At 67.3% G+C, this 22540-nt stretch carries 26 protein-coding genes and 1 tRNA gene; 16 read left to right on the forward strand and 11 right to left on the reverse strand.

The window, feature by feature from the left end:
* Positions 1-705 (forward strand): alpha/beta hydrolase-fold protein (locus tag BST14_RS23055; protein ID WP_211280791.1); only part of this gene is annotated, 705 nt, incomplete at its 5' end.
* 18 nt (positions 706-723) lie between these two features.
* A complete protein-coding gene (locus tag BST14_RS23060) occupies positions 724-2307 on the forward strand; it encodes a gamma-glutamyltransferase family protein (RefSeq protein ID WP_083066671.1) in 1584 nt (527 codons plus the stop codon).
* Here BST14_RS23060 and purD read toward each other — a convergent pair.
* From purD to BST14_RS23090, 6 genes are all read right to left on the reverse strand, one after another.
* Positions 2304-3572: a phosphoribosylamine--glycine ligase gene (gene purD, locus BST14_RS23065; RefSeq protein ID WP_083066672.1), complete on the reverse strand. Its 1269-nt coding sequence runs from the start codon at positions 3570-3572 to the stop codon at positions 2304-2306. The genes BST14_RS23060 and purD overlap by 4 nt on opposite strands.
* Positions 3573-3627: 55 nt before the next feature.
* Positions 3628-4164: a forkhead-associated protein gene (locus BST14_RS23070; protein WP_083066673.1), complete on the reverse strand. Its 537-nt coding sequence runs from the start codon at positions 4162-4164 to the stop codon at positions 3628-3630.
* A 151-nt stretch (positions 4165-4315) separates the two neighbouring features.
* The gene (locus tag BST14_RS23075; protein WP_083066674.1) at positions 4316-4753 is read right to left on the reverse strand and encodes a carboxymuconolactone decarboxylase family protein; all 438 of its coding nucleotides are present in this window, start codon (positions 4751-4753) and stop codon (positions 4316-4318) included.
* Positions 4753-5610 (reverse strand): NAD(P)-dependent oxidoreductase, encoded by an 858-nt coding sequence (locus BST14_RS23080; RefSeq protein ID WP_083066675.1) that lies wholly within the window; start codon positions 5608-5610, stop codon positions 4753-4755. Before BST14_RS23080 ends, BST14_RS23075 begins: the two co-directional genes overlap by 1 nt.
* 16 nt (positions 5611-5626) lie before the next feature.
* Complete coding sequence (locus BST14_RS23085) at positions 5627-6376, reverse strand: SDR family oxidoreductase (protein WP_083066695.1); 750 nt, start codon at positions 6374-6376, stop codon at positions 5627-5629.
* Positions 6377-6405: 29 nt separating this feature from the next.
* Positions 6406-7875 carry an aldehyde dehydrogenase gene (locus tag BST14_RS23090; RefSeq protein ID WP_083066676.1) on the reverse strand — a complete coding sequence of 490 codons (1470 nt, stop codon included), beginning with the start codon at positions 7873-7875 and terminating at the stop codon, positions 6406-6408.
* Between the two features lie 210 nt (positions 7876-8085).
* On the opposite strand from BST14_RS23090, the gene BST14_RS23095 reads away from it, so the two are divergent.
* From BST14_RS23095 to BST14_RS23140, 9 genes are all read left to right on the forward strand, one after another.
* Positions 8086-8721, forward strand: a complete 636-nt coding sequence (locus BST14_RS23095; RefSeq protein ID WP_083066677.1) for a TetR/AcrR family transcriptional regulator — start codon at positions 8086-8088, stop codon at positions 8719-8721.
* Complete coding sequence (locus BST14_RS23100) at positions 8722-9948, forward strand: cytochrome P450 (RefSeq protein WP_083066678.1); 1227 nt, start codon at positions 8722-8724, stop codon at positions 9946-9948.
* A complete protein-coding gene (locus tag BST14_RS23105) occupies positions 9949-10776 on the forward strand; it encodes an SDR family oxidoreductase (RefSeq protein WP_083066679.1) in 828 nt (275 codons plus the stop codon).
* Positions 10777-10828: 52 nt separating this feature from the next.
* Entirely contained in the window at positions 10829-12184 is a 1356-nt protein-coding gene (gene cyp51, locus BST14_RS23110; protein WP_083066680.1) for a lanosterol 14-alpha demethylase, read from the forward strand.
* Between the two features lie 12 nt (positions 12185-12196).
* Entirely contained in the window at positions 12197-12412 is a 216-nt protein-coding gene (gene fdx, locus BST14_RS23115; RefSeq protein WP_083066681.1) for a ferredoxin Fdx, read from the forward strand.
* Entirely contained in the window at positions 12412-12966 is a 555-nt protein-coding gene (locus tag BST14_RS23120; RefSeq protein WP_083066682.1) for a nuclear transport factor 2-like protein, read from the forward strand. The genes fdx and BST14_RS23120 overlap by 1 nt, the downstream gene beginning before the upstream one ends.
* A gap of 196 nt (positions 12967-13162) precedes the next feature.
* Positions 13163-14290 carry an NDMA-dependent alcohol dehydrogenase gene (locus BST14_RS23125; protein WP_083066683.1) on the forward strand — a complete coding sequence of 376 codons (1128 nt, stop codon included), beginning with the start codon at positions 13163-13165 and terminating at the stop codon, positions 14288-14290.
* A 262-nt stretch (positions 14291-14552) separates the two neighbouring features.
* Complete coding sequence (locus BST14_RS23135) at positions 14553-14981, forward strand: ketosteroid isomerase family protein (RefSeq protein ID WP_083066685.1); 429 nt, start codon at positions 14553-14555, stop codon at positions 14979-14981.
* A gap of 37 nt (positions 14982-15018) precedes the next feature.
* Positions 15019-15423, forward strand: coding sequence for an HIT family protein (locus BST14_RS23140; protein ID WP_083066686.1), 405 nt, complete (start codon positions 15019-15021; stop codon positions 15421-15423).
* Here BST14_RS23140 and BST14_RS23145 read toward each other — a convergent pair.
* Together BST14_RS23145 and phoP are read right to left on the reverse strand one after the other, a co-directional pair.
* A complete protein-coding gene (locus tag BST14_RS23145) occupies positions 15411-16853 on the reverse strand; it encodes a sensor histidine kinase (protein WP_083066687.1) in 1443 nt (480 codons plus the stop codon). The genes BST14_RS23140 and BST14_RS23145 overlap by 13 nt on opposite strands.
* A gap of 31 nt (positions 16854-16884) precedes the next feature.
* Positions 16885-17604 (reverse strand): two-component system response regulator PhoP, encoded by a 720-nt coding sequence (phoP, locus tag BST14_RS23150; protein ID WP_083066688.1) that lies wholly within the window; start codon positions 17602-17604, stop codon positions 16885-16887.
* Between the two features lie 160 nt (positions 17605-17764).
* Here phoP and BST14_RS23155 point away from each other — a divergent pair, with 160 nt between their 5' ends.
* A complete protein-coding gene (locus BST14_RS23155) occupies positions 17765-18481 on the forward strand; it encodes a hypothetical protein (RefSeq protein WP_083066689.1) in 717 nt (238 codons plus the stop codon).
* Positions 18482-18509: 28 nt separating this feature from the next.
* Positions 18510-18581: transfer RNA gene (locus tag BST14_RS23160), tRNA-Thr, on the forward strand.
* Here the strand turns inward: BST14_RS23160 and BST14_RS23165 are convergent.
* Complete coding sequence (locus tag BST14_RS23165; protein WP_083066690.1) at positions 18563-18898, reverse strand: hypothetical protein; 336 nt, start codon at positions 18896-18898, stop codon at positions 18563-18565. The two genes, BST14_RS23160 and BST14_RS23165, sit on opposite strands and share 19 nt — an antisense overlap.
* 316 nt (positions 18899-19214) lie before the next feature.
* Here BST14_RS23165 and BST14_RS23170 point away from each other — a divergent pair, with 316 nt between their 5' ends.
* Together BST14_RS23170 and BST14_RS23175 are read left to right on the forward strand one after the other, a co-directional pair.
* Positions 19215-19433 (forward strand): hypothetical protein, encoded by a 219-nt coding sequence (locus BST14_RS23170; protein ID WP_083066691.1) that lies wholly within the window; start codon positions 19215-19217, stop codon positions 19431-19433.
* Positions 19433-19774 (forward strand): RNA polymerase-binding protein RbpA, encoded by a 342-nt coding sequence (locus tag BST14_RS23175; RefSeq protein WP_083066692.1) that lies wholly within the window; start codon positions 19433-19435, stop codon positions 19772-19774. Before BST14_RS23170 ends, BST14_RS23175 begins: the two co-directional genes overlap by 1 nt.
* A gap of 4 nt (positions 19775-19778) precedes the next feature.
* Here BST14_RS23175 and BST14_RS23180 read toward each other — a convergent pair whose 3' ends face one another.
* Positions 19779-20570, reverse strand: a complete 792-nt coding sequence (locus tag BST14_RS23180) for a DUF732 domain-containing protein (protein WP_083066693.1) — start codon at positions 20568-20570, stop codon at positions 19779-19781.
* 143 nt (positions 20571-20713) lie between these two features.
* Between BST14_RS23180 and BST14_RS23185 the strand changes: the two genes are divergently transcribed.
* Positions 20714-21649 (forward strand): lytic transglycosylase domain-containing protein, encoded by a 936-nt coding sequence (locus BST14_RS23185; RefSeq protein ID WP_083066696.1) that lies wholly within the window; start codon positions 20714-20716, stop codon positions 21647-21649.
* A 76-nt stretch (positions 21650-21725) separates the two neighbouring features.
* On the opposite strand, the gene BST14_RS31165 is transcribed toward BST14_RS23185, so the two are convergent.
* Positions 21726-22540: MAP_0585 family protein (locus tag BST14_RS31165; protein WP_245845641.1), on the reverse strand; the 815-nt coding region annotated here is incomplete at its 5' end.

Below are 22540 nucleotides of genomic sequence, written 5' to 3' on the forward strand. Positions count from 1 at the left end.
ACCATGGTGACCGGTTCCTTCTCCTCCGCCGCCCGCGGTGGGGCCGACACCAACTGGGCCATCGCGCGTCCGCCGGGCCAGACCAAGCCGCTGCGGCCGGTGATCGCGCTGCACGGCAAGGGCAGTGACGCGTCCACCGTGATGGCCGGTGGCGTCGAACACGGTCTGGCACAGGCCGTCGACGCCGGGCTGCCGCCGTTCGCGGTGGTCGCGGTCGACGGCGGCGGCGGCTATTGGCACAAGCGGTCTTCCGGGGAGGACAGCGGCGCCATGGTGCTCGACGAGCTCATCCCGATGCTGAGCAACCAGAATCTGGACATCTCACGGGTGGCGTTTCTGGGTTGGTCGATGGGCGGTTATGGCGCACTGCTGCTGGGCGGCCGGCTGGGACCGGCCCGCACCGCGGCGATCTGCGCGGTGAGCCCGGCCCTGTGGATGTCCTCGGGCGCGGCCGCGCCGGGAGCCTTCGACGGGCCGGATGATTTCGCCGCGAACTCGGTGTTCGGCATGCCCGCCCTGGCCTCCATCCCCATCCGAATCGATTGCGGCGACAGCGATCCGTTCTACTCCGCGACAAAGCAGTTCATCGCGCAGCTACCCAATCCGCCGGCCGGCGGCTTCTCGCCCGGTGGGCACGACGGCGCGTTCTGGAGCTCGCAATTGCCCGCCGAACTGACCTGGATGGCGCCGCTGCTGACGGCGTAACGAGTTACGCTCGCTGAGGTGACCGCACCTTTCGACTGGACCTTCCCGTACGCCTGGCCGCGCAAACCCATCCTGGCGCAAAACGTTGTGTGCACCTCGCAACCGCTCGCCGCCCAGGCGGGCCTGCGGATGCTCGCCCAGGGCGGCAGTGCGGTCGACGCGGCCGTCGCCACGGCCATCACCCTGACGATCGTGGAGCCGGTATCCAACGGGATCGGTTCGGACGCCTTCGCCGTTGTGTGGGACGGCACACAATTGCACGGGTTGAACGCCTCGGGCCGCTCGCCGGCGGCCTGGACGCCGGAATATTTTGGCGGCCAGTCCGTTCCGCTCCTCGGGTGGAATTCGGTGACCGTGCCGGGCGCGGTGTCGGCATGGACCGAACTGCACGCCAAGTTCGGCAAGCTCCCGTTCGAGCGGCTGTTCGAACCCGCAATAGCCTACGGCCGCAACGGCTTTCTGGTTTCCCCGACAGTCGCCGAGCAATGGGCGGACCAAGTGCCTCTTTTCGAGAACCAGCCGGGGTTCGCCCAAGCGTTTCTGCCCGGCGGGCGGGCGCCCAAACCCGGCGAGCGATTCAGCCTGCCCGATCATGCGGCCACGCTGGAAACGATCGCCACGACCAACGGGGAGGCGTTCTACCGTGGCGAACTGGCCGTCCGGCTCGAGGCACACGCGCTATCGCATGACGGGGGCATGCGGGCCGGCGATCTGGCGGCCCACCGCGCCGACTGGGTGGGCACGGTCGACGGCGGCTACCGCGGATACACGGTGCACGAGATCCCGCCCAACGGGCAGGGCATCGTCGCGCTGATCGCCCTGGGCATCCTGGAGCACTTCGATTTGGCCTCGCTGCCGGCCGATTCCGCCGACAGCGTGCACCTGCAGATCGAGGCGGTGAAGCTGGCATTCGCCGACGCCCAGGCCTATGTCGCCGACATCGAGCACATGCCGCTGGGGCCGGAACGCCTGTTGGACAAGGAATACCTGAAGCAGCGCGCGGCACTGATTGACCGCGGACGGGCCAAGCCGGCATCCGCCGGCGCCCCGGCGGGCGGCACCGTCTACCTGACCGCCGCCGACGCCACGGGGATGATGGTGTCGATGATCCAGTCGAACTACATGGGGTTCGGTTCGGGCGTGGTGGTGCCGGGCACCGGGATCTCGCTGCAAAATCGCGGAGCGAATTTCTCGGCCGCCCAAGGCCATCCGAATGCTGTGGGCCCGAACAAGCGCCCCTACCACACCATCATCCCGGGGTTTGTGACCAAAGGCGGCGAACCGGTCATGAGCTTCGGGGTGATGGGTGGGATGATGCAGCCCCAGGGTCACGTTCAGGTGATGGTGCGCATCGCCGACCACGGGCAGAACCCGCAGGCGGCATGCGACGGCCCGCGGTTCCGGTGGGTGGAGGGCATGCAGGTCAGCTGCGAAAGGGGCTTCCCTGACGCAACACTCGACGAGTTGCGCCGGCGCGGGCACGACCTGGTTGCCGTCGACGACTACAACCAATTCGGCAGCTGCCAGGCGATCTGGCGCCTCGACGGCGGCTACGTCGCGGCCAGCGATCCGCGGCGGGACGGTCAGGCCGCCGCCTTTTAGAGGCGGATCTTTCCGTCGGCGGCCAGTTCGGCGATGTCGCTGCGGAAATGGCTGCCCGGCAACCGGATTGAGCGAACGACCTCGTAGGCTCTGGTTCGCGCGGCGGTCAGGTCGGCGCCGGTGCCCACCACCGAGAGCACCCTGCCACCCGAGGAGACGATTTCGCCGTTTTCGCGCCGGGCCGTCCCGGCGTGCAGCACCCCGTCGGCTTCCGAGCCGACGATGACGTCGCCCACCCGGGGACGGCCGGGATAGCTCTCCGCCGCCACCACCACCGTCACGGCGGCACCGTCGTGCCAGCGCAGCTCGCCGAAGTCGGCCAGGGTGCCGCTGCTCGCCGCGTACAACAGCTGGCCGAGCGGCGATTCGAGCAGGGCCAGCACCGCCTGTGTCTCGGGATCTCCGAAGCGGCAATTGAATTCGACCACGGCGGGGCCGTTCGCGGTGATCGCGATCCCGGCATACAGCAATCCGCTGAACGGGCTGCCGCGCGCAACCATCTCGGCCGCAACGGGTTCGACGATGTTGCCGACCACGTCGCGGTACACCTCGTCGGGGAGCCACGGCACCGGCGCGTAGGCGCCCATGCCGCCGGTGTTGGGCCCGCTGTCCCCGTCGCCGACGCGCTTGAAATCCTGCGCCGGCAGCAGCGGCACCACGGTTTCGCCGTCGACGACGCAGAACAGCGACACCTCGGGGCCGTCCAGATAGGACTCCAGCAGCACCGGGTGTCCCGCCTCGAGGAGCCCGGCGGCGTGCGCGCGTGCGACGGCGCGATCCGTGGTCACCACCACGCCCTTGCCCGCGGCCAGGCGGTCGTCCTTCACCACCCAGGCCGCATCCCCCACCGGGGGGCCGAACCGCTCCAGGGCGGCGTCTAAATGCGCCGGGGTGTCGACGATTTCGCTGGTTGCGGTGCGCACCCCGGCCGCGGCCATGACCTCCTTGGCGAAAGCCTTGGAGCCTTCGATGCGCGCGGCGTCCTTGCTGGGGCCGAAGCAGACGATGCCGGCGGCTCGCACCGCGTCGGCCACCCCGAGGACCAATGGCACCTCGGGACCGATGACCACCAGGTCGGCGCGGACCTCGCGGGCCAGGGCGACGACGTCGTCCGCCGAGGTGAGGTCGACGTCGCGCTGCTCGGCCAGCCGAGCGGTGCCCGCGTTGCCGGGGGCGATCGCCAGCCCCGTCACCTGGGGGTCTTTGCGGAGCGCCAATAGCAGGGCATGCTCACGGGCACCGGAACCGATTACCAGGACGCGCACGACAGGTCAGACTAGCCGCGGATCGCGGGAATGTACGAACCGTTCCAACAAAAACTCACGCCACCGATTCGTCGAACGACTCGGCGGGCAACCGCTTGTGGTCATTCTCGTTGAGCTTCATAGCGGGAACGCCGCCGCGGCCGAGGGACTCGATCAGTCCTTTGACGTTGGTCGCCTCGTCCTCGGTCGGCGTTTCGCCGGCTTCCAGGTCGTCCAGCAGGTCGGCCCGCAGCCCGGCTCCGTTCGCGGCCTCTTTCGCGGAGAGTTTGGCGTGCAGGCGAGCCACATACAATTGCTGGCCCAGCGCGGCGGCGGGCGCGGCCGCGGCGCGTTCCATCAGGTCGTCATAGCACCGACGGGCTTCACTGAGCGCCACGATCACCCCGGGCGTCAGCCTGCTGCGGGCCGCGGCGTCGGTCAACGACTTTCGCAGTTTGCGCAGGCCGGAGAGAATCACCTCCACCCGAGGCCGAAATTCGTCGTCGTTGGTATCGGGCAATGCGGCGATGGCGGTGGTGTACATGTGCATCGCCGCTTCGGCCATGCCGACGATGATCGGCGCTTCACCCTCGTCCGGGCTTTCCTTTGCCACCCTTGAACTCCCCTCGCGGTAATACCACAGACCGCGATCGAGGATATTCTGCGCCGCTGCGCCTGTATACCCGTGAATTCGCAAAGAGTCGACAGGCGCCGGCGGGGAGAAAACCGCCCGGCGCCGGCGAAGGCGCAACGCGTCTCAGCGGCTAATCACGACCTTCCCCCGAGTGCATCTTCAGCGCGGCGTCGACATTGCCCTTCTTGTCCTCCCCGGCGCCCTTGGCCGCGGCCTTCTTGCGTCTGGCCACCACGGCGTCGACGGCGCCGTTGAGCGCCGAACCCAGCGGGAAGCCGAGATAGTGGGTGAGGAAGACCGCCATCTCCTTCAGTTCGGTCTCGCTGAGCTCGCCGTTGAGAAGTGCGGCGTTGATCTGGATCTCGGCCAGGTCGCGGTTTCCGATCGCGGTCACCGCGGTCAGGGTCATGATGCGCTTGTCGCGCATCGACAATCCCGGTCGCGTCCAGATGCTGCCGAACAGGTGGTCGACGGTCAGGTCGAAGTACGCGTCTCCTTCGATGTTCGGCATCTCCCAGCCGTAGACCTCATTCATCTTTGCGAGGCCCTTGCTGCGCAGCTCGTCCATTACGCCTCTTTCTCCGTGTGTGGCACCCCGAGGCCCGCGGCCAACCGCTGGTAGGCCAGCCGGGCAAGCGGCAAGTCGACCGATACCGACTCGCCGAGAGCCAACGCCAGGCTCAGGTCCTTCTCGCCGAGCCCGCGGGTGTGCATGAAGGGTTGATACAGGAAGTTGTCCGGTTCAAGGTCTTTCATGTTGTCGCGAACGATGATGGCCCCCGGGCCACCGGTGAGCGCGTCGGTATGGCGCACCACCCGGCCCAGCGCCTGCAGGTCCAGACCGGCCGCCTCGGCGAGCTTCATGGCCTCGCACGCCGCGGCGTACGAGGTGAACGTCAACATGTTGCGGGCCAGCTTCATCCGGGTGCCCGCCCCCGGCTCACCGGCGTGGATGACCACCGACGCCCAATGCTTGAAGGCCGGCTTGATCCGCTCGTACACCTGGCGCTCCGCGCCCACCATGGTGGCGAGTTCGCCCTTGGCGGCGGCGGCCGCCCCACCGCTGACCGGCGCGTCGACGATGTGAATGCCGTGCGGCTGGTGCTCGGCCGCGAGCTCGACGGCCGTGGTGTCGCTGATGGTCGAGTGGATCGCGATGACGGTGCCGGGCTTCGCGTGCGCCGCCAGTTCGCCGACCACCTCACGGACCTGGGCGTCGTTGAGCACGGTGATGTGGATGAGGTCGGCGGCGGCGACGTCGGCGACGCTGTCGGCCAGGCCGGCGCCCTTCTCCACCAGCGGGGTCATCGCCTCGGTCCGGATATCGTAAACCGTTATGCCGCCGGGCCATTCGGTCATTTTCGTGGCCATCGGCGCGCCCATGTTGCCCAGGCCGATATAGCCGAGCCGCAGCTGATCCGTCATCTGACACCGCCTCTCGTCACGACCGGATTATCTGTCCGCCGTCGACATTGAAGATCTGGCCGGTGATCCACGACGCCTCGTCGGAGAGCAGGAACAGACACATGCCGACCAAGTCTTCGGGCGAGCCCATCCGCGACAGCGGCAGACCCTTGACGATGTCGGCGACCATTTCTTGCGGCGTGGTGGTCCGGTTGGCCTCGGTGTCGATGGGGCCGGGGGCTATCGCGTTGATCCGGATCTTCTGGCCACCCAGTTCGCGGGACAGCTGCTGGGTCAGACCGTTGATGCCGACCTTGGCCAGGCCGTAGTAGTTCGCGTAAAGCCAAGCGGCGGTGGATGATTGGTTGACGATCGCGCCGCCACCGCGCTTGGCCATCTTCTTGTACACCGCACGCGTGCACCACAACGCGCCGTCGAGGTTCACGCTCATGAACTTGCGGTAGTACTCGGGATCGATGGTGAGCAGGAAGTCCAGCTTCATGCCGCCGAAGATCGCGGCGTTGTTGACCAGATAGTCGATGCCGCCGAATTCAGCGAGCGTGCGGTCGGCCATGTCCTTGGCCGACGCCGGGTCGGACACGTCGACCGGAATGCTGATGGCCGTTCCGCCGTCGGCCACGATCTGTTTGGCGACCGCGTCGGCGGCCTCGGCCTTGATATCGGCGACCACCACCGCCGCGCCCTCGCGGGCCAGCGCCTCGGCGTACGCCTGCCCGATGCCGCCACCGGACCCGGTGACGATGGCGACTTTGTTCTCGAATCGCATGTTTTCCTTTCGGTCGCCTCGTGGCACGGTCACTGCACCGCGGTGGCGATGGTCTTGATTTCCAGGTATTCCTCGAAGCCGGCCACGCCCATTTCGCGTCCGTTGCCGGACTGCTTGTATCCGCCGAACGGCGCGTCGGCGGAGTACCAGACACCGCCGTTGACATTAACGGTGCCCACCCGCATCCCCGACGCGAAGTTGGCCGCGCGTTCGGGGTCGGCGCTAAAGACGGTGCCGGACAAGCCATATGGCGAGTCGTTGGCGATGCGCAGCGCGTCGCCCTCGCCGTCGTAGGCGATCACGGTGAGCACCGGTCCGAAGATCTCTTCACGGGCGGGGCGGGCGTCGTTGGTCAGGCCGGCGATCACGGTCGGTTCGATGAAGAAGCCGCGGTCCTTGTCGGGTGGACGGCCGCCGCCGCAGGCGAACGTGCCGCCCGCGGTGATCGCCAGGTCGAGGTAGCTTTGCACCCGCTCCCGCTGCCGGGCGGAAATCACCGGCCCGCAAACGGTTCCAGGATCGTTGGGGTCGCCGGGCTTGATCGAGCCCATGGTGCCCGCCGCGATGGCGACGGCCTCGTCGTAGCGGGCCCGCGGCACCAGCAGCCGGGTGGTGATGGCGCACCCCTGCCCCGCGTGCATGGCCGCGGTGAACGCCGACATCGAGCACGCCCCGCCCAGGTCGGCATCGTCGAGAACGACGAATGCCGACTTGCCGCCGAGTTCCAGGAACACCCGCTTGATCGTCGCGGCGGCGTCGCTCATGACGCTGCGGCCGGTCGCGGTCGATCCGGTGAACGAAACCATGTCCACCCGAGGGTCTTTCGAGAGCAGTGCGCCGACCCGGTGGTCGTCGGACGTGACTATGTTGACGACACCGGGCGGGAAGTCGGTGTGTTCGGCGATGATCTCGCCGAGCACCGCGGCACACCAGGGGGTGTCCGGTGCGGGCTTGAGCACCACGGTGTTGCCGGCGGCCAGCGCGGGGCCCAGTTTGGCGAGGTTGATCTGGTGCGGGAAGTTCCACGGGGTGATGGCGCCGACGACGCCGACGGCTTCGCGAGCGATCGTGCGCCGGGTCGGGATCCCCATGGGCGATGCCTGGCCGAGGTCTTGGTTCCACTCGTAGGACTCGGCGGTATCGGCGGCGAAGCTGAGGTCACCGACCGGACCCTCCAATTGGGCGGCCGAGGTGAGCATCCGCGGGGCGCCGACCTCGGAGATGGTGATGTCGCGCAACTCTTCGATGTGGTCGCGCATCGCATCGCGCAGCTGCCGGATGCACCGCACCCGCATTTCGGTGTTGCGGGACCAATCGGTCTCGTCGAAGGCGCGCCGCGCGGCGTCGATGGCGCGGTCCATGTCGGTGGCGTCGGCGTTGGCGGCGACGCCCAGCACTTCCTCGGTCGCCGGGTTCACCGTGGGGAAGTTGCCGGCGCCGCCGGCCGACAGCTTGCCGTCGATGAACAGTTCACTCACGCCGTCGGCCAACAAGGCCATGTCCCGCTCCCGTCTGTGTGCGGCCAACTCGGCACGCCAGCCTAGTGGACAGTTGTCCGATATTGCCCGATCGAACGATAGCCGCCAGTCCGTCGGCGGTGCAAGAGCCGATCTCGGCGAACGCGGGCTGGCCTGCCTGAAAGGCTAATCAAGCTGCAAATTTTGATTGCGGGGTTGCCTCGCGCCGATCCGATCCTCTAGCTTGGACATGTGTCCAGCGATGCACTGGTGACGATCACCCCGGGCGCCGACCACCAGGCCGGTCAGCCGGCGCGCAACCGTCGCCAGGAGGAGACCTTCCGCAAGGTGCTCGCGGCGGGCATCGAAACCCTGCGCGAGAAGTCCTACGCCGGCCTGACGGTGCGCGCGGTCGCGGCGCGCGCCAAGGTCGCGCCGGCCACCGCCTACACCTACTTTTCGTCGAAGAACCATTTGATCGCCGAGGTCTACCTGGACCTGGTGCGCCAGGTTCCGTTCTTCACCGACGTCAACGACCCGATGCCGGAAAGGGTGGACAAGGTGTTGCGCCACCTGGCCCTGGTGGTTGCCGATGAACCCGAGGTCGGCGCGGCATGCACGACCGCGTTGCTCGGCGGCGGGACCGATCCCGCGGTGGGTGCGGCGCGCGATCGCATCGGCGCCGAGATCCACCGCCGCATCGCGGCCGCCATCGGGCCCGGTGCCGACCCGAACATGGTGGCCGCGCTCGAAATGATGTTCTTCGGGGCCTTGGTTCAGGCGGCCAGTGGCCAGTTCACCTATCACCAGATCGCCGACCAGCTGGCCTATGTGGTGAGCCTGATCTTGCCCGGCGCCGGCGAGGCAAACCAGGAGACACGAATCTAAATGACCGTCCATGTGGGCGACCACGAGCTGGTCCTCGATCCCTACGACTACGACTTCCACGAAGATCCGTACCCGTACTACAAGCGGCTGCGCGACGAGGCCCCACTGTATCGCAACGACGAGCTGAACTTCTGGGCGTTGTCGCGCCACCAGGACGTGCTGCGGGGGTTCCGCAACAGCACAACGCTTTCCAACAAATACGGCGTTTCGCTGGACCCCGCCTCGCGTGGCCCGCACGCCAGCAAGACGATGTCCTTCCTGGCGATGGACGATCCCGCTCACCTGCGGCTGCGGACGCTGGTGTCAAAAGGCTTCACCCCGCGCCGGATTCGCGAACTCGAGCCGCGGGTCACCGAGATCGCGACGCAGCACCTCGACACCATGCTGGCCAAGGCGAGCGACGGTTCCGGCGACTGTGTCGACTACGTCGACGAGTTCGCCGGCAAGCTGCCCATGGACGTCATCTCCGAGCTGATGGGTGTCCCCGAACCGGATCGGGATCAGGTCCGAGCCTGGGCCGACGGGGTGATGCACCGCGAGGAGGGCGTCACCGACGTGCCGCCGGAGGCCGTCGAGGCCTCCCTCAACCTGATCGTCTACTACCAGCAGATGGTGGCCGAGCGGCGCGAGAAGTCGACCGACGATCTGACCTCGGCGCTGCTGGAGGCCGAGATCGACGGCGACCGGCTCACCGACGACGAGGTGCTCGGCTTCATGTTCCTGATGGTGATCGCCGGCAACGAGACCACCACCAAACTCCTTGCCAATGCCGCGTTTTGGGGTTACAAGAATCAGGATCAACTGACGCCGGTCTATGAGGACCTGTCGCGGGTGCCACTGTGGGTCGAGGAGACCCTGCGCTACGACACCTCCAGCCAGATCCTGGCTCGTACCGTGTCCGAGGAGCTCACCCTCTACGACACCACGATTCCCGAGGGCGACGTCCTGCTGCTGCTGCCCGGCTCCGGCCACCGCGACGAGCGGGTCTTCGACAGCCCCGACGACTACCTCATCGGGCGCGAAATCGGGCCTAAACTCCTGAGTTTCGGTAGTGGCGCACATTTTTGCCTGGGCGCGCATCTGGCGCGGATGGAAGCCCGGGTCGCACTCACCGAGTTGTTCAAGCGAATCCGCGGCTACCAGGTGGACGAGGCCAACGCCGTCCGCGTCCACTCGAGCAATGTCCGCGGGTTCGCTCACCTACCAATGAGCGTGGAGGTCCGCTGAATGCCCCGCTTTGACCCCTTGCCCGAACGCCGGCCCGCCATCGTGGCCGGTGCTTCCTCCGGCATCGGAGAAGCAACCGCCATCGAGCTCGCGGCGCATGGATTCCCGGTCGCGCTGGGTGCCCGACGGGTGGAAAAACTCGACGACATCGTCGGCAAGATCAACGCCGACGGCGGCGAGGCGGTCGGATTCCACCTGGACGTCACCGACCCCAACTCGGTGAAATCCTTTGTGGCACAGTCCGTCGACGCGCTCGGCGACATCGAGGTCCTGGTGGCCGGAGCGGGCGACACCTACTTCGGCAAGCTCGCTGAGATCACGACCGACGAGTTCGAGTCGCAGCTGCAGATCCACCTGGTCGGCGCCAACCGGCTGGCCACCGCGGTGCTGCCCGGGATGCTGGAGAGACGGCGCGGCGACCTGATCTTCGTCGGATCCGACGTGGCCCTGCGGCAGCGCCCGCACATGGGCGCCTACGGCGCGGCCAAGGCCGCGCTCGTCGCGATGGTCACCAACTTCCAGATGGAACTCGAGGGCACCGGCGTGCGGGCTTCGATCGTGCACCCCGGTCCCACGAAGACGTCGATGGGCTGGAGCCTGCCGGCCGAGAAGATCGGTCCCGCATTAGAAGACTGGGCCAAGTGGGGCCAGGCCCGCCACGACTACTTTCTGCGCGCGGCGGACTTGGCACGCGCCATCACGTTCGTCGCCGAGACACCGCGCGGTGGCTTCATCGCCAACATGGAGCTTCAACCCGAAGCACCGCTGGCCGACAACAAAGACCGACAGAAACTCGCACTCGGCGAAGAGGGGATGCCAGGACAGTGACTTCGCGAATCGACGACGCGGCGCGCGGTGCGCGCCAGGAGGAGCGAGCACAGTGACTACGACCGCGACCGTGCCCCGGGTTTCCGGCGGCGAGGAAGAGCACGGCCACCTCGAGGAATTCCGCACCGACCCAATCGGTTTGATGAAGCGCGTCCGTGAGGAATGCGGGGACGTCGGCTGGTTTCAGCTGGTCGACAAGCACGTCATCCTGCTCTCCGGCGCCGGGGCCAACGAGTTCTTCTTCCGCTCCGCTGACGAGGACCTCGACCAGGCCGAGGCGTATCCCTTCATGACGCCCATCTTCGGCAAGGGCGTGGTGTTCGACGCCAGCCCCGAGCGGCGCAAGGAGATGCTGCACAACTCGGCGCTGCGCGGCGAACAGATGAAGGGGCACGCGGCCACCATCGAGGGCGAAGTCAAGAAGATGATCGCCAACTGGGGCGAGGAAGGTGAGATCGAGCTGCTCGACTTCTTCGCCGAGCTGACCATCTACACTTCGACCGCCTGCCTGATCGGGCTGAAGTTCCGTGAACAGCTCGACCACCGGTTCGCCGAGTACTACCACGAGTTGGAACGCGGCACCGACCCGCTGTGCTACGTCGACCCCTACCTGCCGATCGACAGCTTCCGGCGCCGCGACGAGGCCCGCGTGAAACTCGTTGCGCTGGTGCAGGACATCATGGATCAGCGGCTGGCCGACCCGCCCAAGGACAAGGCCGACCGCGACATGCTCGACGTGCTGGTCTCGATCAAAGACGAGGACGGCCAACCCCGGTTCTCCGCCGATGAGGTCACCGGGATGTTCATCTCGCTGATGTTCGCCGGGCACCACACCAGCTCCGGCACGTCCGCGTGGACGCTGATCGAGCTGATCCGCCACCCCGACGTATACGCCGAGGTGCTGGCCGAGCTCGAGGAGCTCTACGCCGACGGCCAGGAGGTGAGTTTCCATGCGCTGCGCTCGATCCCGAAGCTGGACAACGTGGTCAAGGAGACGCTGCGCCTGCACCCGCCGCTGATCATCCTGATGCGGGTCGCCAAAGGCGAGTTCGAGGTCGAGGGCTTTCCGATTCACGCCGGCGACTACGTGGCGGCCTCCCCGGCGATCTCCAACCGGATCGCCGAGGACTTTCCGGACCCCGACGCGTTCAAACCCGACCGCTACAACAAGCCCGAGCAGGCCGACATCGTCAACCGGTGGACCTGGATTCCGTTCGGCGCGGGCCGGCACCGCTGCGTCGGCGCCGCGTTCGCCCAGATGCAGATCAAGGCGATCTTCTCGGTCTTGTTGCGCGAGTACGAGTTTGAGATGGCCCAGCCGGCAGACAGCTATCACAACGATCACTCCAAGATGGTGGTGCAGCTCGCGCGGCCGGCCAAGGTGCGCTACCGCAAGCGCAACGCGTAAGGAGTAAGTCCAATGGGCGGATTCAGAATCGAAGCGGATCTGGATTTGTGTCAGGGCCACGCCATGTGCGAACTGGAGGCGCCGGACTACTTCCGGGTGCCCAAGCGGGGCAAGGTCGAGATCGTCGACCCCGAACCGCCCGAGGACGCCCGCGACGAGATTGAGCGCGCGGTCGATATGTGCCCCACGCAAGCACTGTTCATCAAGAAGATCCGGGAGACTGACTAATGACAGCACACGCGTCACACTCGCGCGGTGATCTCGAGGCATGGGTCGACCGCTGGCTGCAGGCCAACAAGGACTGCGAGAAGGCCGGTGACTGGCGGCCGTTGGCCGACTTCTACACCCAGGACGCCACCTACGGCTGGAATATCGGGCCCAAGGAAGACGTGATGTGCGTCGGCATCGACGAAATCCGCGACATCGCCCTCGGCCTGGAGATGGAGGGGCTGGAGAACTGGGTGTACGAATACCAGAAGGTGCTCATCGACGAAAAGCAGGGCGAGATCGTCGGCTTCTGGAAGCAGATCGTCAACAAGAACGACGGCACCCGGGATGAGATCTACGGCATCGGGGGCAGCTGGTTCCGCCTCAACGACGACCGGCTCATCGAGTGGCAACGCGACTTCTTCGACTTCGGCCACGTCGCGTACATGTTCGGCAAGCTCATCGAGTCCGGGGACCTCAGCGAGGGCATGCGCAGGCGCATCGAGCGCAGCGTCGCCGGGGAAAAGCTGCCCGGATACTACCCGCTTGGCCAGGCCCCGGTCGCGATCTGGTGATCAGACCAATGGCGGCGACCCGGGGCGCCCGGCGACACCGCGCCCGCGACCGCCGCGGGACCAACCAAGCATTTGATTTGTTGCGCGCGCTATGCTGACGCGACGACAGTGCCTGTGGCACTCGTCACCTAGCTGGCCGGCATGAAGGGGCCGTCAGCTCTGATCAATTCAAAGGCGAAATGGGGTCAGGACCATCGTGAAGACAAAAGGCGCACTGATCTGGGAGTTCAACCAGCCCTGGTCTATCGAGGAAATCGAGATCGGCGACCCGCAAGCGCATGAGGTCAAGATCCAGATGGAAGCGGCGGGCATGTGCCACTCCGACCATCACCTGGTCACCGGGGGTATCCCGATGGCCGGTTTCCCGGTGCTGGGCGGCCACGAGGGCGCTGGCATCGTCACCGAAGTCGGTCCCGGCGTGGAGGACATCACCCCGGGTGACCACGTGGTGCTGTCGTTCATCCCGTCGTGTGGGCAATGTCCGACCTGTCAGGCCGGCATGCGCAACCTGTGCGACCTGGGCGCAGGCCTCCTCGGCGGCGCCGCGGTGTCCGACGGCACCTTCCGCATCCAGGCACGCGGCCAGAACGTCTACCCCATGACACTGCTGGGAACGTTCTCCCCCTACATGGTCGTGCACCGCAGCTCGGTGGTGAAGATCGACCCGTCGGTCCCGTTCGAGGTCGCCGCGCTGGTCGGCTGCGGCGTCACCACCGGCTACGGCTCCGCGGTCCGCACCGCTGACATCCGCCCGGGCCAGGACGTCGCGATCGTCGGCGTCGGCGGGGTCGGCATGGCGGCGCTGCAAGGAGCCGTCAACGCCGGCGCCCGCTACATCTTCGCGATCGACCCGGTCGAGTGGAAGCGCGATCAGGCGCTGAAGTTCGGCGCCACCCACGTCTACCCCGACATCCTCGCGGCGATGGCGGGCATGGCCGAGGTCACCTACGGCCTGATGGCCCACAAGGTCGTGGTCACCGTGGGCGAGCTGCAGGGCGCCGACGTCGACAACTATCTGAACATCACCCAGAAGGGTGGCACCTGCGTGCTGACCGCCATCGGTAGCCTGCTGGACACCAACGTCACCCTGAACCTGGCGATGCTGACCCTGATGCAGAAGAACCTGCAGGGCACCATCTTCGGCGGCGGCAATCCGCAGTACGACATCCCGCAGCTGCTGTCGATGTACAAGGCCGGCAAGCTGAACCTGGACGACATGATCACCCGCCAGTACAAGCTGGAGCAGATCAACGACGGCTACCAGGACATGCTGGACGGCAAGAACATTCGCGGCGTCATCCGCTTCACCGACGCCGACCGGTAACCCGACCGGTCCTGGGTGACCAGCTTTCCGCACCTCATGGCGCCGGGACGAATCGGCGCCATGACGGTGCGCAACCGCCCGGTCATGTCTTTGATGGAGACGATGCACGGCACCCCGCACGGGCTGCCATGCGCGGCTGGCAGCTGGCCACCCGGCGCCCCGCCTCCGACAGTGTCGTGCTGGCCGGCACGGCCGCGCCCGACAGCATCATCCTGCTCGACTCCCTGCCCGAGGCCCGCAATCTAACGACAGGAGACCCGAAGTGACCGAAACCGAGCAATCCCAGCTGTCGCCGGCCCTGGCCGCGTCGCAGTCGTCGTGGCGGTGCGTGCAGGCGCACGACCGCGAGGGGTGGCTGGCCCTGATGTCTGACGACGTCGTCATCGAGGACCCGATCGGCAAGTCCGTCACCAACCCCGACGGCACTGGGGTTCGCGGCAAGAAGGCCGTCGGCGCCTTCTTCGACACCAACATCGCCGCCAATCAGCTCTCGATCACCTGCGAGGAGACCTTCCCGTCGAGTTCGCCGTACGAGGCCGCCCACATCTTGGTGCTCAACAGCAAATTCGACGGCGGCCTCAGCAGCTCGGTGCGCGGCGTGTTCACCTACCGGGTGAACGACGCGGGACTGATCACCAACATGCGCGGCTACTGGAACTTGGACATGATGCAGTTCGGCGGGGAGGACTGACGCAGGACCGTCGGGGCGCCGAACCTATGCTGGGCTCATGGCGTCGATCTTCACCAAGATCATCAACCGTGAACTTCCCGGCCGCTTCGTCTACGAGGACGACGACGTCGTCGCGTTCCTGACGATCGAGCCGATGACGCAGGGCCACACGCTCGTGGTCCCGCGCGCCGAGCTCGACAATTGGCAGGACGTCGACGGCCCGGCCTTCGCCCGGGTCATGGCCGTGAGCCAGCTGATCGGCAGGGCGGTGTGCAAGGCCTTCAGGACGGAGCGGTCCGGCCTGATCATCGCCGGGCTCGAGGTGCCGCACCTGCACGTGCACGTCTTCCCCACCCGCAGCCTCAGCGACTTCGGCTTCGCCAACGTCGACCGCAACCCGTCGGCGGAATCGCTGGACGAGGCCCAGGCCAAGATCAAGGCGGCGCTGGCTCAGTTGACGTGAACCGGCTCGTGCGCCGGTACGTCACTGACGCGCGGCAGCGTCACCCGGAAGCGACAGCCTTCGCCGGGAGCGGTGGTCACGCTCACCACGCCGCCGTGCGCGCGCACCAGGGAGTCGACGATGGATAGCCCCAGCCCGGTACCGCCGCTGGCGCGGGCTCGCGACGAGTCGGTCCGATAGAACCGCTCGAACACGCGCGACGCGTCCTGCTGGTTCATGCCCGGACCCTTGTCCACCACTTCGAGCACGGCGTCCGCGCCGTCGGTACCGACCCGCACGGTGACGTCGGCGCTTTCCGGGGTGTGCTGCAACGCGTTGGCGATCAGGTTGCTCAACACCTGCCGGATCCGGGCTTCGTCCCCGAGCACTTCCGGGGTGCCCGGGCCGTCGAGGACCTCTAAGGTGATGGTGCGGTTCGGGTCCATCGCTTGCCCGTCGTGCACGGCATCGCTGGCCAGCGCCAGCAGATCCACCCGATTGTGTTCGAGCGGTCGTTGCACATCCAGGCGGGCCAGCAGCAGCAGGTCGTCGACCAGCAAGCCCATCCGGGACGCCTCGCTCTCGATCCGCGACAGCAGCATCGCGACGTCGCGGGCGGCACCCTGGCGATACAGCTCCGCGAAGCCGCGGATCGTCGTCAGCGGGGTGCGCAATTCGTGGCTGGCGTCGGTGATGAAGCGCCGCATCCGGTCCTCGGAGCCGCGCGCCTTTTCGGCCGAGGACTCCGAGGACGCCAGCGCCTGCTGAATCTGCGCCAGCATTCCGTTGAGCGCGAGCGAGAGGCGGCCCACCTCGGTCCGCGGATCTCGTTCCGGCACACGGCGATCCAGCTGGCCGGCGGCGATGTCGGCGGCGGTGTGTTCGACCTCGGTCAGCGGCCGCAGGCTGCGCTGCACCACCGCGAAGCTCGCGATTCCCACCACGACCAGCACCGCCACCCCGATGCCCATCTGCAGCCAGACCAGCGAGCTGACCGTGTGCTGGACGTCGGACAGGTCGATCGCGACGGTCGTCAGCCCGTGCGGGCCGTGCACCGAGACGGCCCGCCATTGAATGTCCGAGCCGTTCACCGACGGCAGCGTCGTCGGGTTGGGACCGACGTCGTTGTCGGCCGGTAACGCCGGTTCGGCGTTGCGGTCGTTGATGGCGGTGAACGGGGTCCCGTCGATGCTGACCCCGCGGACGTAGAACTTCGACGGCGGCCGGCTCGGGTCGGGACCTTCGTACGGCGGTGGCGACTGCCGGCGCGGGTTCTGCGCCCAGCCCCGGGACGCGTCGAGCAGGGTGGAGTCGATCCGGCTGACCAGGCTGTGTCGCAGGATCGACGTCACCGCGACGCCGGAGACGGCCAGGCCACAGGCGACCAGCGCCAGCGTGGCGGCGACGAGCCCTATCCGAAGGGGCAATCCCCGTCGAGGTTTGGTGACCATCTACCTACTTCTTCTGCCGCCGCGGGCGGGCTCAGCGCGGTTCCCGCAACACATAACCGACTCCGCGCAGGGTGTGCAGCAGCCGCTTCTCGCCGGTGTCGATCTTGCGACGCAAATACGACACGTAGGACTCGACGACATTGACGTCACCTCCGAAGTCGTAACGCCACACGTGGTCGAGGATCTTCGGCTTGCTCAACACCGTGCCGGCGTTGATCACAAAGTAACGCAGCAACGTGAATTCCGTCGGCGACAGCGACACCGGTTGACCGGCCTTCCACACCTCGTGGGTTTCTTCGTCGAGTTCGATGTCGGCGAAAGACAGCCGCGCGCTGCGAGGTTCGGCCCCACCCTTGCCGGCGCGGCGAAGGATGACCCGCAGCCGGGCCACGACCTCTTCGAGGCTGAACGGCTTCGTCACGTAGTCATCGCCGCCCAGTGTCAGCCCGGCGATCTTGTCCTGCAGGGAATCTCGGGCGGTCAGAAACAAAGCGGGGGCGTCGATGCCGTCGGCGCGCAGCCGGCGCAGCACCCCGAACCCGTCCATGCCCGGCATCATCACGTCGAGGATGACCGCGTCGGGCCGGGCCTCGCGCGCCCGATCGAGGGCTTGGGCGCCGTTTGTTGCGGTGTAGACCTCGAAACCCTGGAATTTCAGGCTCACCGAGAGCAGCTCGACGATGTTGGCTTCGTCGTCGACCACGAGGACGCGAGCCTCCGGTTTGGTGTCGTTGGGGGTTGTCGATGTCATCAGATGCCTTCCGCCCCTTGCTTGAACGTTTGCTATGCGAAGGTTGTGCACTTCCTGAGAGCTCAGTGCCAACCGTCTGATAGTACTCTGCCAGAAATCATCGCATTGCCTTGGGACGTAACGGCCTTAGCAAACCGGGCGGCGCGAATAGACTCGAGGAATGAACCTCGCCAGAAGCATCGTGTCGGCCGCGACGGCGCCCGCCCGGGTGGGTCTGGCCGCCGTGGATGCGAGCCTGAGCGTCGCGAGCACGGCCGTCGGCGTGGCGAAGCGAGCCCTGGGTGATGGCGGGACTGCCGGCACCAACGCGATGACGTCCATGCTGGGGATCGACGATGCGATCATGCGGGCCAACCGGCTGGCCAGGCTGCTCGACGACGACGCGCCGCTGGGCCGGGCGGTGGCCCCGGACGGTCCGATCGATCGCTTGCTGCGCCCGGGCGGGGTGGTCGACCTGCTGACCGCCGAGGGCGGCCTGCTGGACCGGCTGACCGCCGAGGGCGGCGCCCTGCATCGCACGCTGCAGCCCGGCGGGCTGGCCGATCAACTGGTCGCCGAGGAGGGGCTGATCGAGCGGCTGCTGGCCGAGGACGGACTGGCCGACCGGCTGCTGGCCGAGGGCGGGCTGGTCGACAAGCTGACGGCCAAGAACGGGCCGCTGGATCAGCTCGCCGATGTGGCCGACACCCTGGCGCGGCTCACGCCCGGCATGGAGGCGCTCGAGCCCGCCATCGCCACGCTGCAGGACGCCGTCATCGCGCTCACCATGGTGGTCAACCCGCTGAGCAACATCGCCGACCGGATTCCGCTGCCGGGGCGGCGCCGCCCCTCGTCGCGGGCGGTGCGTTCCGCACGCGTGATCGACACCGAGGACTGACCGATTAGGCTGGGCACGGATTTACCCCGCCTCCTTAGCTCAGTGGTAGAGCACTCGCCTTGTAAGCGAGCGGTCGTCAGTTCAATCCTGACAGGGGGCTCCGAGTCCTGGTCGTGACGGCGAGGTCAGCCGACCGGGTCCCGCGTTCCAGCCGCGTTCGAGTTTCCGGACTCGCCGCGCTTCTTTCCATAGCCAGGCGGCGCCCGCCGTCATCGCCACCAGCGAGATGCCGGCCGCGATGAGCCCTGCGCCGTATTGGCAGTGGGCAAAGCAGGTGAGGCAAATCCCGTAAGCCACCAGACCGACCGCCATCAGCAGCAACCCCGGTTCTTTGGCCGGACTCTTCAAAGCCTGCCCCACCAGTGGGCGGCTGGTCCGTAGATGGTCGACCGGGTCGTTGGCGGTGAGAAAGCCCACGAGTCCTCCTCGTCAGCCGTCAGGTTACTACCCTTGCCTGCAAAGACAATGAACATAGGCCATTATTTGCCTGGGCATTCTTTCCGCTGGGGCGGCGCAGCCACAAAGCCCCGCCTGGCCGGGAATCGGCACACCTTCCTGCTTCGACCCGGCCGTGTTGTCCGCGCTGCCCGACCCGCATCGGCGTAGGGTGAAGACACCGGTCAAGGCAGTGATGATGACTTGGGTCCGCGTTTTGTGCTGCCGTTGAAAAAGCTGGTCGGAACAACCACTGCGCCCTCATCGCACCCGGGTGCTAGATCCCGAGGGTGCAGCAATGTTCGACCACAGCTCCACAATCACCTCCGCAGAATCTGCAGGCGTCATGCCCGCCGTCGAGGCCCAGCTCCGCCAGGAGTTGCGCGACTACTCCGTCGAGTTATGGCGGCTTGCCTACACCGTGCCCGGCGGTGTGGGCGAACACGATTTTCTTCGCTTGTCCGGCCGCATGCGCGCCACTGCCGATCAAGTGGATCGTCAGCGGGAGCGTCGATGATGGCTGATCGCGTCATGCGAGGCAGTCGCCTCGGATCCGTCAGTTACCAGACCGAGCGCGACCACAACCTGGCGCCACGCCAGATCGCGCGGTATCGGACCGCGAACGGCGAGGAGTTCGACATCCCCTTCGCCGACGACGCTGAGATCCCCGGCGCGTGGCTGTGCCGCAACGGCATGGAGGGCAGCCTGATCGATGGCAGCGGGCTCGCCGAACCCAAGAAGGGCAAAGTGCCGCGCACTCACTGGGACATGCTGCGAGAACGCCGCTCGATCGAGGAACTCGAGAAACTGCTCAAGGAACGTCTCGAGATCATGAATTCGCGCCGTCACGACTGCTAGCTCGTCACGGCTGGCCCGGGATGGCGTCCAGACCGCCTTGGATGTCCTGCAGCTTCCCTTGGATGCCTTGCAAATTCCGTTCGATGTCCTGCAGGTCGGACATCGATTTCTGATAGTCCGGCGGCGTCGGGTCCGGACCTTTCGGCTGGGACTGAGGGCAATACGCGACGATGGCGCCCGCGGTGACCTTCGCGCTTTGGTCCGCGTCCCAGACCGACCTTCGCTGCACGAACCCGGCCGCGTCCGCGAAGCTAGGTTGGTGCGCCAGGAAGTCGCACACCGCGTGCCCCTGGCTCATCACGTAGTCCTGGCTGGGAACCGGCACGCCCTCCCGCTTCAATGCACCGATGAAGGCCGCGTCGATGGCGCCAATCGCCGGGGCGGGCGCATGGGGCGCTATTCGACTGGGTGGTGACGGCGCGGCCGGAAGCGGGGTCTGGGTCGGCTGGGCCGACGAATCGTGGTGGCGCAGCACGAACATCACCACCACCGCGGCGACGACGGCCACCAGGGACAGCGGTAACGCCGCCGCAAGGCCCAGGCGGCGCAGCACACCGCTGCGCCGGCGAAGCGTGGTACCGGTTTTGCGAGCTCCCGGCCAAGCGTCGGCGACAAGCGCGGTTTCAGGCCCGCCGACGGGTGCGCTGTCCAGAGACGCCCCGGTGCTGTGGGCTAGAAGCTCATCGAGCAGTTCGTCGACCTCGTGCGACGACAGTTGACCGCCCTGCTCGCGGATCTGTTGGCGCCGCAGCGCGATGAGCCGCAATTCCGAATCGATCGTCTCGCGGTCGCGCATATCAATCAGTTTGAGAGCGTCAGGGCGTCGTTACAAGTCCCCGTGCTTCGTCGGCATTGATGTCACGAGCTCCGATGCGCAACACTCGCTGTGTGCCAACCAAGCGAAGCCCTTCGGATTGAGGCAGGGGGCCGGACGTGATCGTGGGCCGTAACCGCATCGGGCCGCTCGTCGCCGGCGCGATCGCGGTCGCGCTCGTCGGCTGTTCGGCGCCGCATCCCGCGGCCGCCACCGGCCCGGCAACCACGACACGGGCCGCCACACCGCCGGCGCGGATGGTGCCCGCCGACGCGGGGACGCCCGGCGGCGCGCAACCCCGCCTGGCGCCGGATCCGGCACAGTTGGCCGACGACCTGGTGGCCGACGAGCGCGCGCTGCGTGATCCCGGCACACCGGACGCGGCGCTGACCGCGGCGGCGCGTCGCGAGCAGGCCACCTACCGCGCCATCGGTCGCCGTCCCGAATGGGACGCCACCACCCGCGCGCGCATCCCGGCGGAGCTGGCCGATGTCTACGACCGCAACGTCGACGCCCGCCGGCAACTCACGGCGCTGACGCCGGTGCGAGAATCCTTGCCCGCGTGGCGCATCGAACCCCCGGCACCGGCTGAGGAACTGATGGGCTACTACCACCAGGCGGAAGCCGAATCCGGCGTGGGCTGGAATTATCTGGCCGCGATCAACTTCGTCGAGAGCCGCTTCGGCAGCATCGTCGGTGCGAGCACCGCCGGCGCGCAGGGACCCATGCAGTTCCTGCCCTCGACGTTCGCCGGCTACGGCCAGGGCGGCGACGTCCACTCGCCGCATGACAGCATTCTCGCGGCGGGCCGCTACCTGGCGGCCAACGGCTTCGCAACCGATCGCGATCACGCGATCTACGGGTACAACCACGCCGAGCAATACGTGCGCGCGGTCGACGATTACGCGGCGCTGATCGCTGCCGATCCCGCGACGTTCGCCGCCTACTACCGGTGGGACGTCTATTGCCTGACGACCGTGGGCGACGTGGTGCTGCCCATCGGATACCACGCATCGGCGCCGATTCCGGCCGCCGATTACGTGGCGGCCCACCCGCAGTAGGGCGGACCCCAGAGACACGTCAGCGGGCGCGCCGGTTACTGCAGCGCCCGCTGACGTTCAGGTGATCAGCGACGGGTCAGTACAGCGGCACCCAGACGCCGAAGAACCAGTAACCCCAGCCCCCGTACTGCCAGTTGAAGACGGGCACGACGGTAAAGGTGTTGTAGTTGAACGGTCCGAAGTCGCGCCGCCCCGCATCCCAGTCACGCGGCGGGCCGTCCCACGGCCGGTTCCAGCCTCCCGGAGGCGGCGGACCGTTCCAGCCACCCGGAGGGGGCGGGCCCTCCCAGTGAGGCGGTGGGTGCCCCGGAGCCGGGCCGTCGTTCCAGCCGTAACCGTGCACACGCGGTGGCGGGGGCGCCCCGCGGCCAGGGATGCTGAATTGCACATTCGGACCGGCGGGTCCACCGATCTGAGCGCTCGCGGTGACCACGTCGTGCCGCGGAACGTAGGGCGGGTGCGGAGGCTGCGTGGCCGGCGGGTTCAGCGCCTCGTACCGCTGCCTGTTGTTCGGCGGCGGGTTCTGGTTCGCCGGCGCGTTGCTCGGGCCGCCCTGCGTCGGCGGATTCTGGCCGTGCTCGTTGGGCGGATTGTTCTGCGGGTTCTGCGGCGGATTCTGGCCGTGCTCATTGGGCGGGTTGTTCTGCCCCGTCTGGGCCGGGTACTGACCGTGCTGGTTGGGCTGCGGGGTGTTCTGGCCACCCTGCGGCGGGTTGTTCTGACCACCCTGCGGCGGGTTGTTCTGACCACCCTGCGGCGGGTTGTTCTGACCACCCTGTGGCGGGGGGCCGTTATGTCCACCTTGCGGCGGATTGTTCTGACCACCCTGTGGCGGGGGGCCGTTATGCCCGCCCTGTGCCGGAGCGTTTCCGCCGCCACCGCCGGGCTGCC

Origin of the sequence: Mycobacterium arosiense ATCC BAA-1401 = DSM 45069 (assembly GCF_002086125.1) — a bacterium.
Lineage (GTDB): Bacteria > Actinomycetota > Actinomycetes > Mycobacteriales > Mycobacteriaceae > Mycobacterium > Mycobacterium arosiense.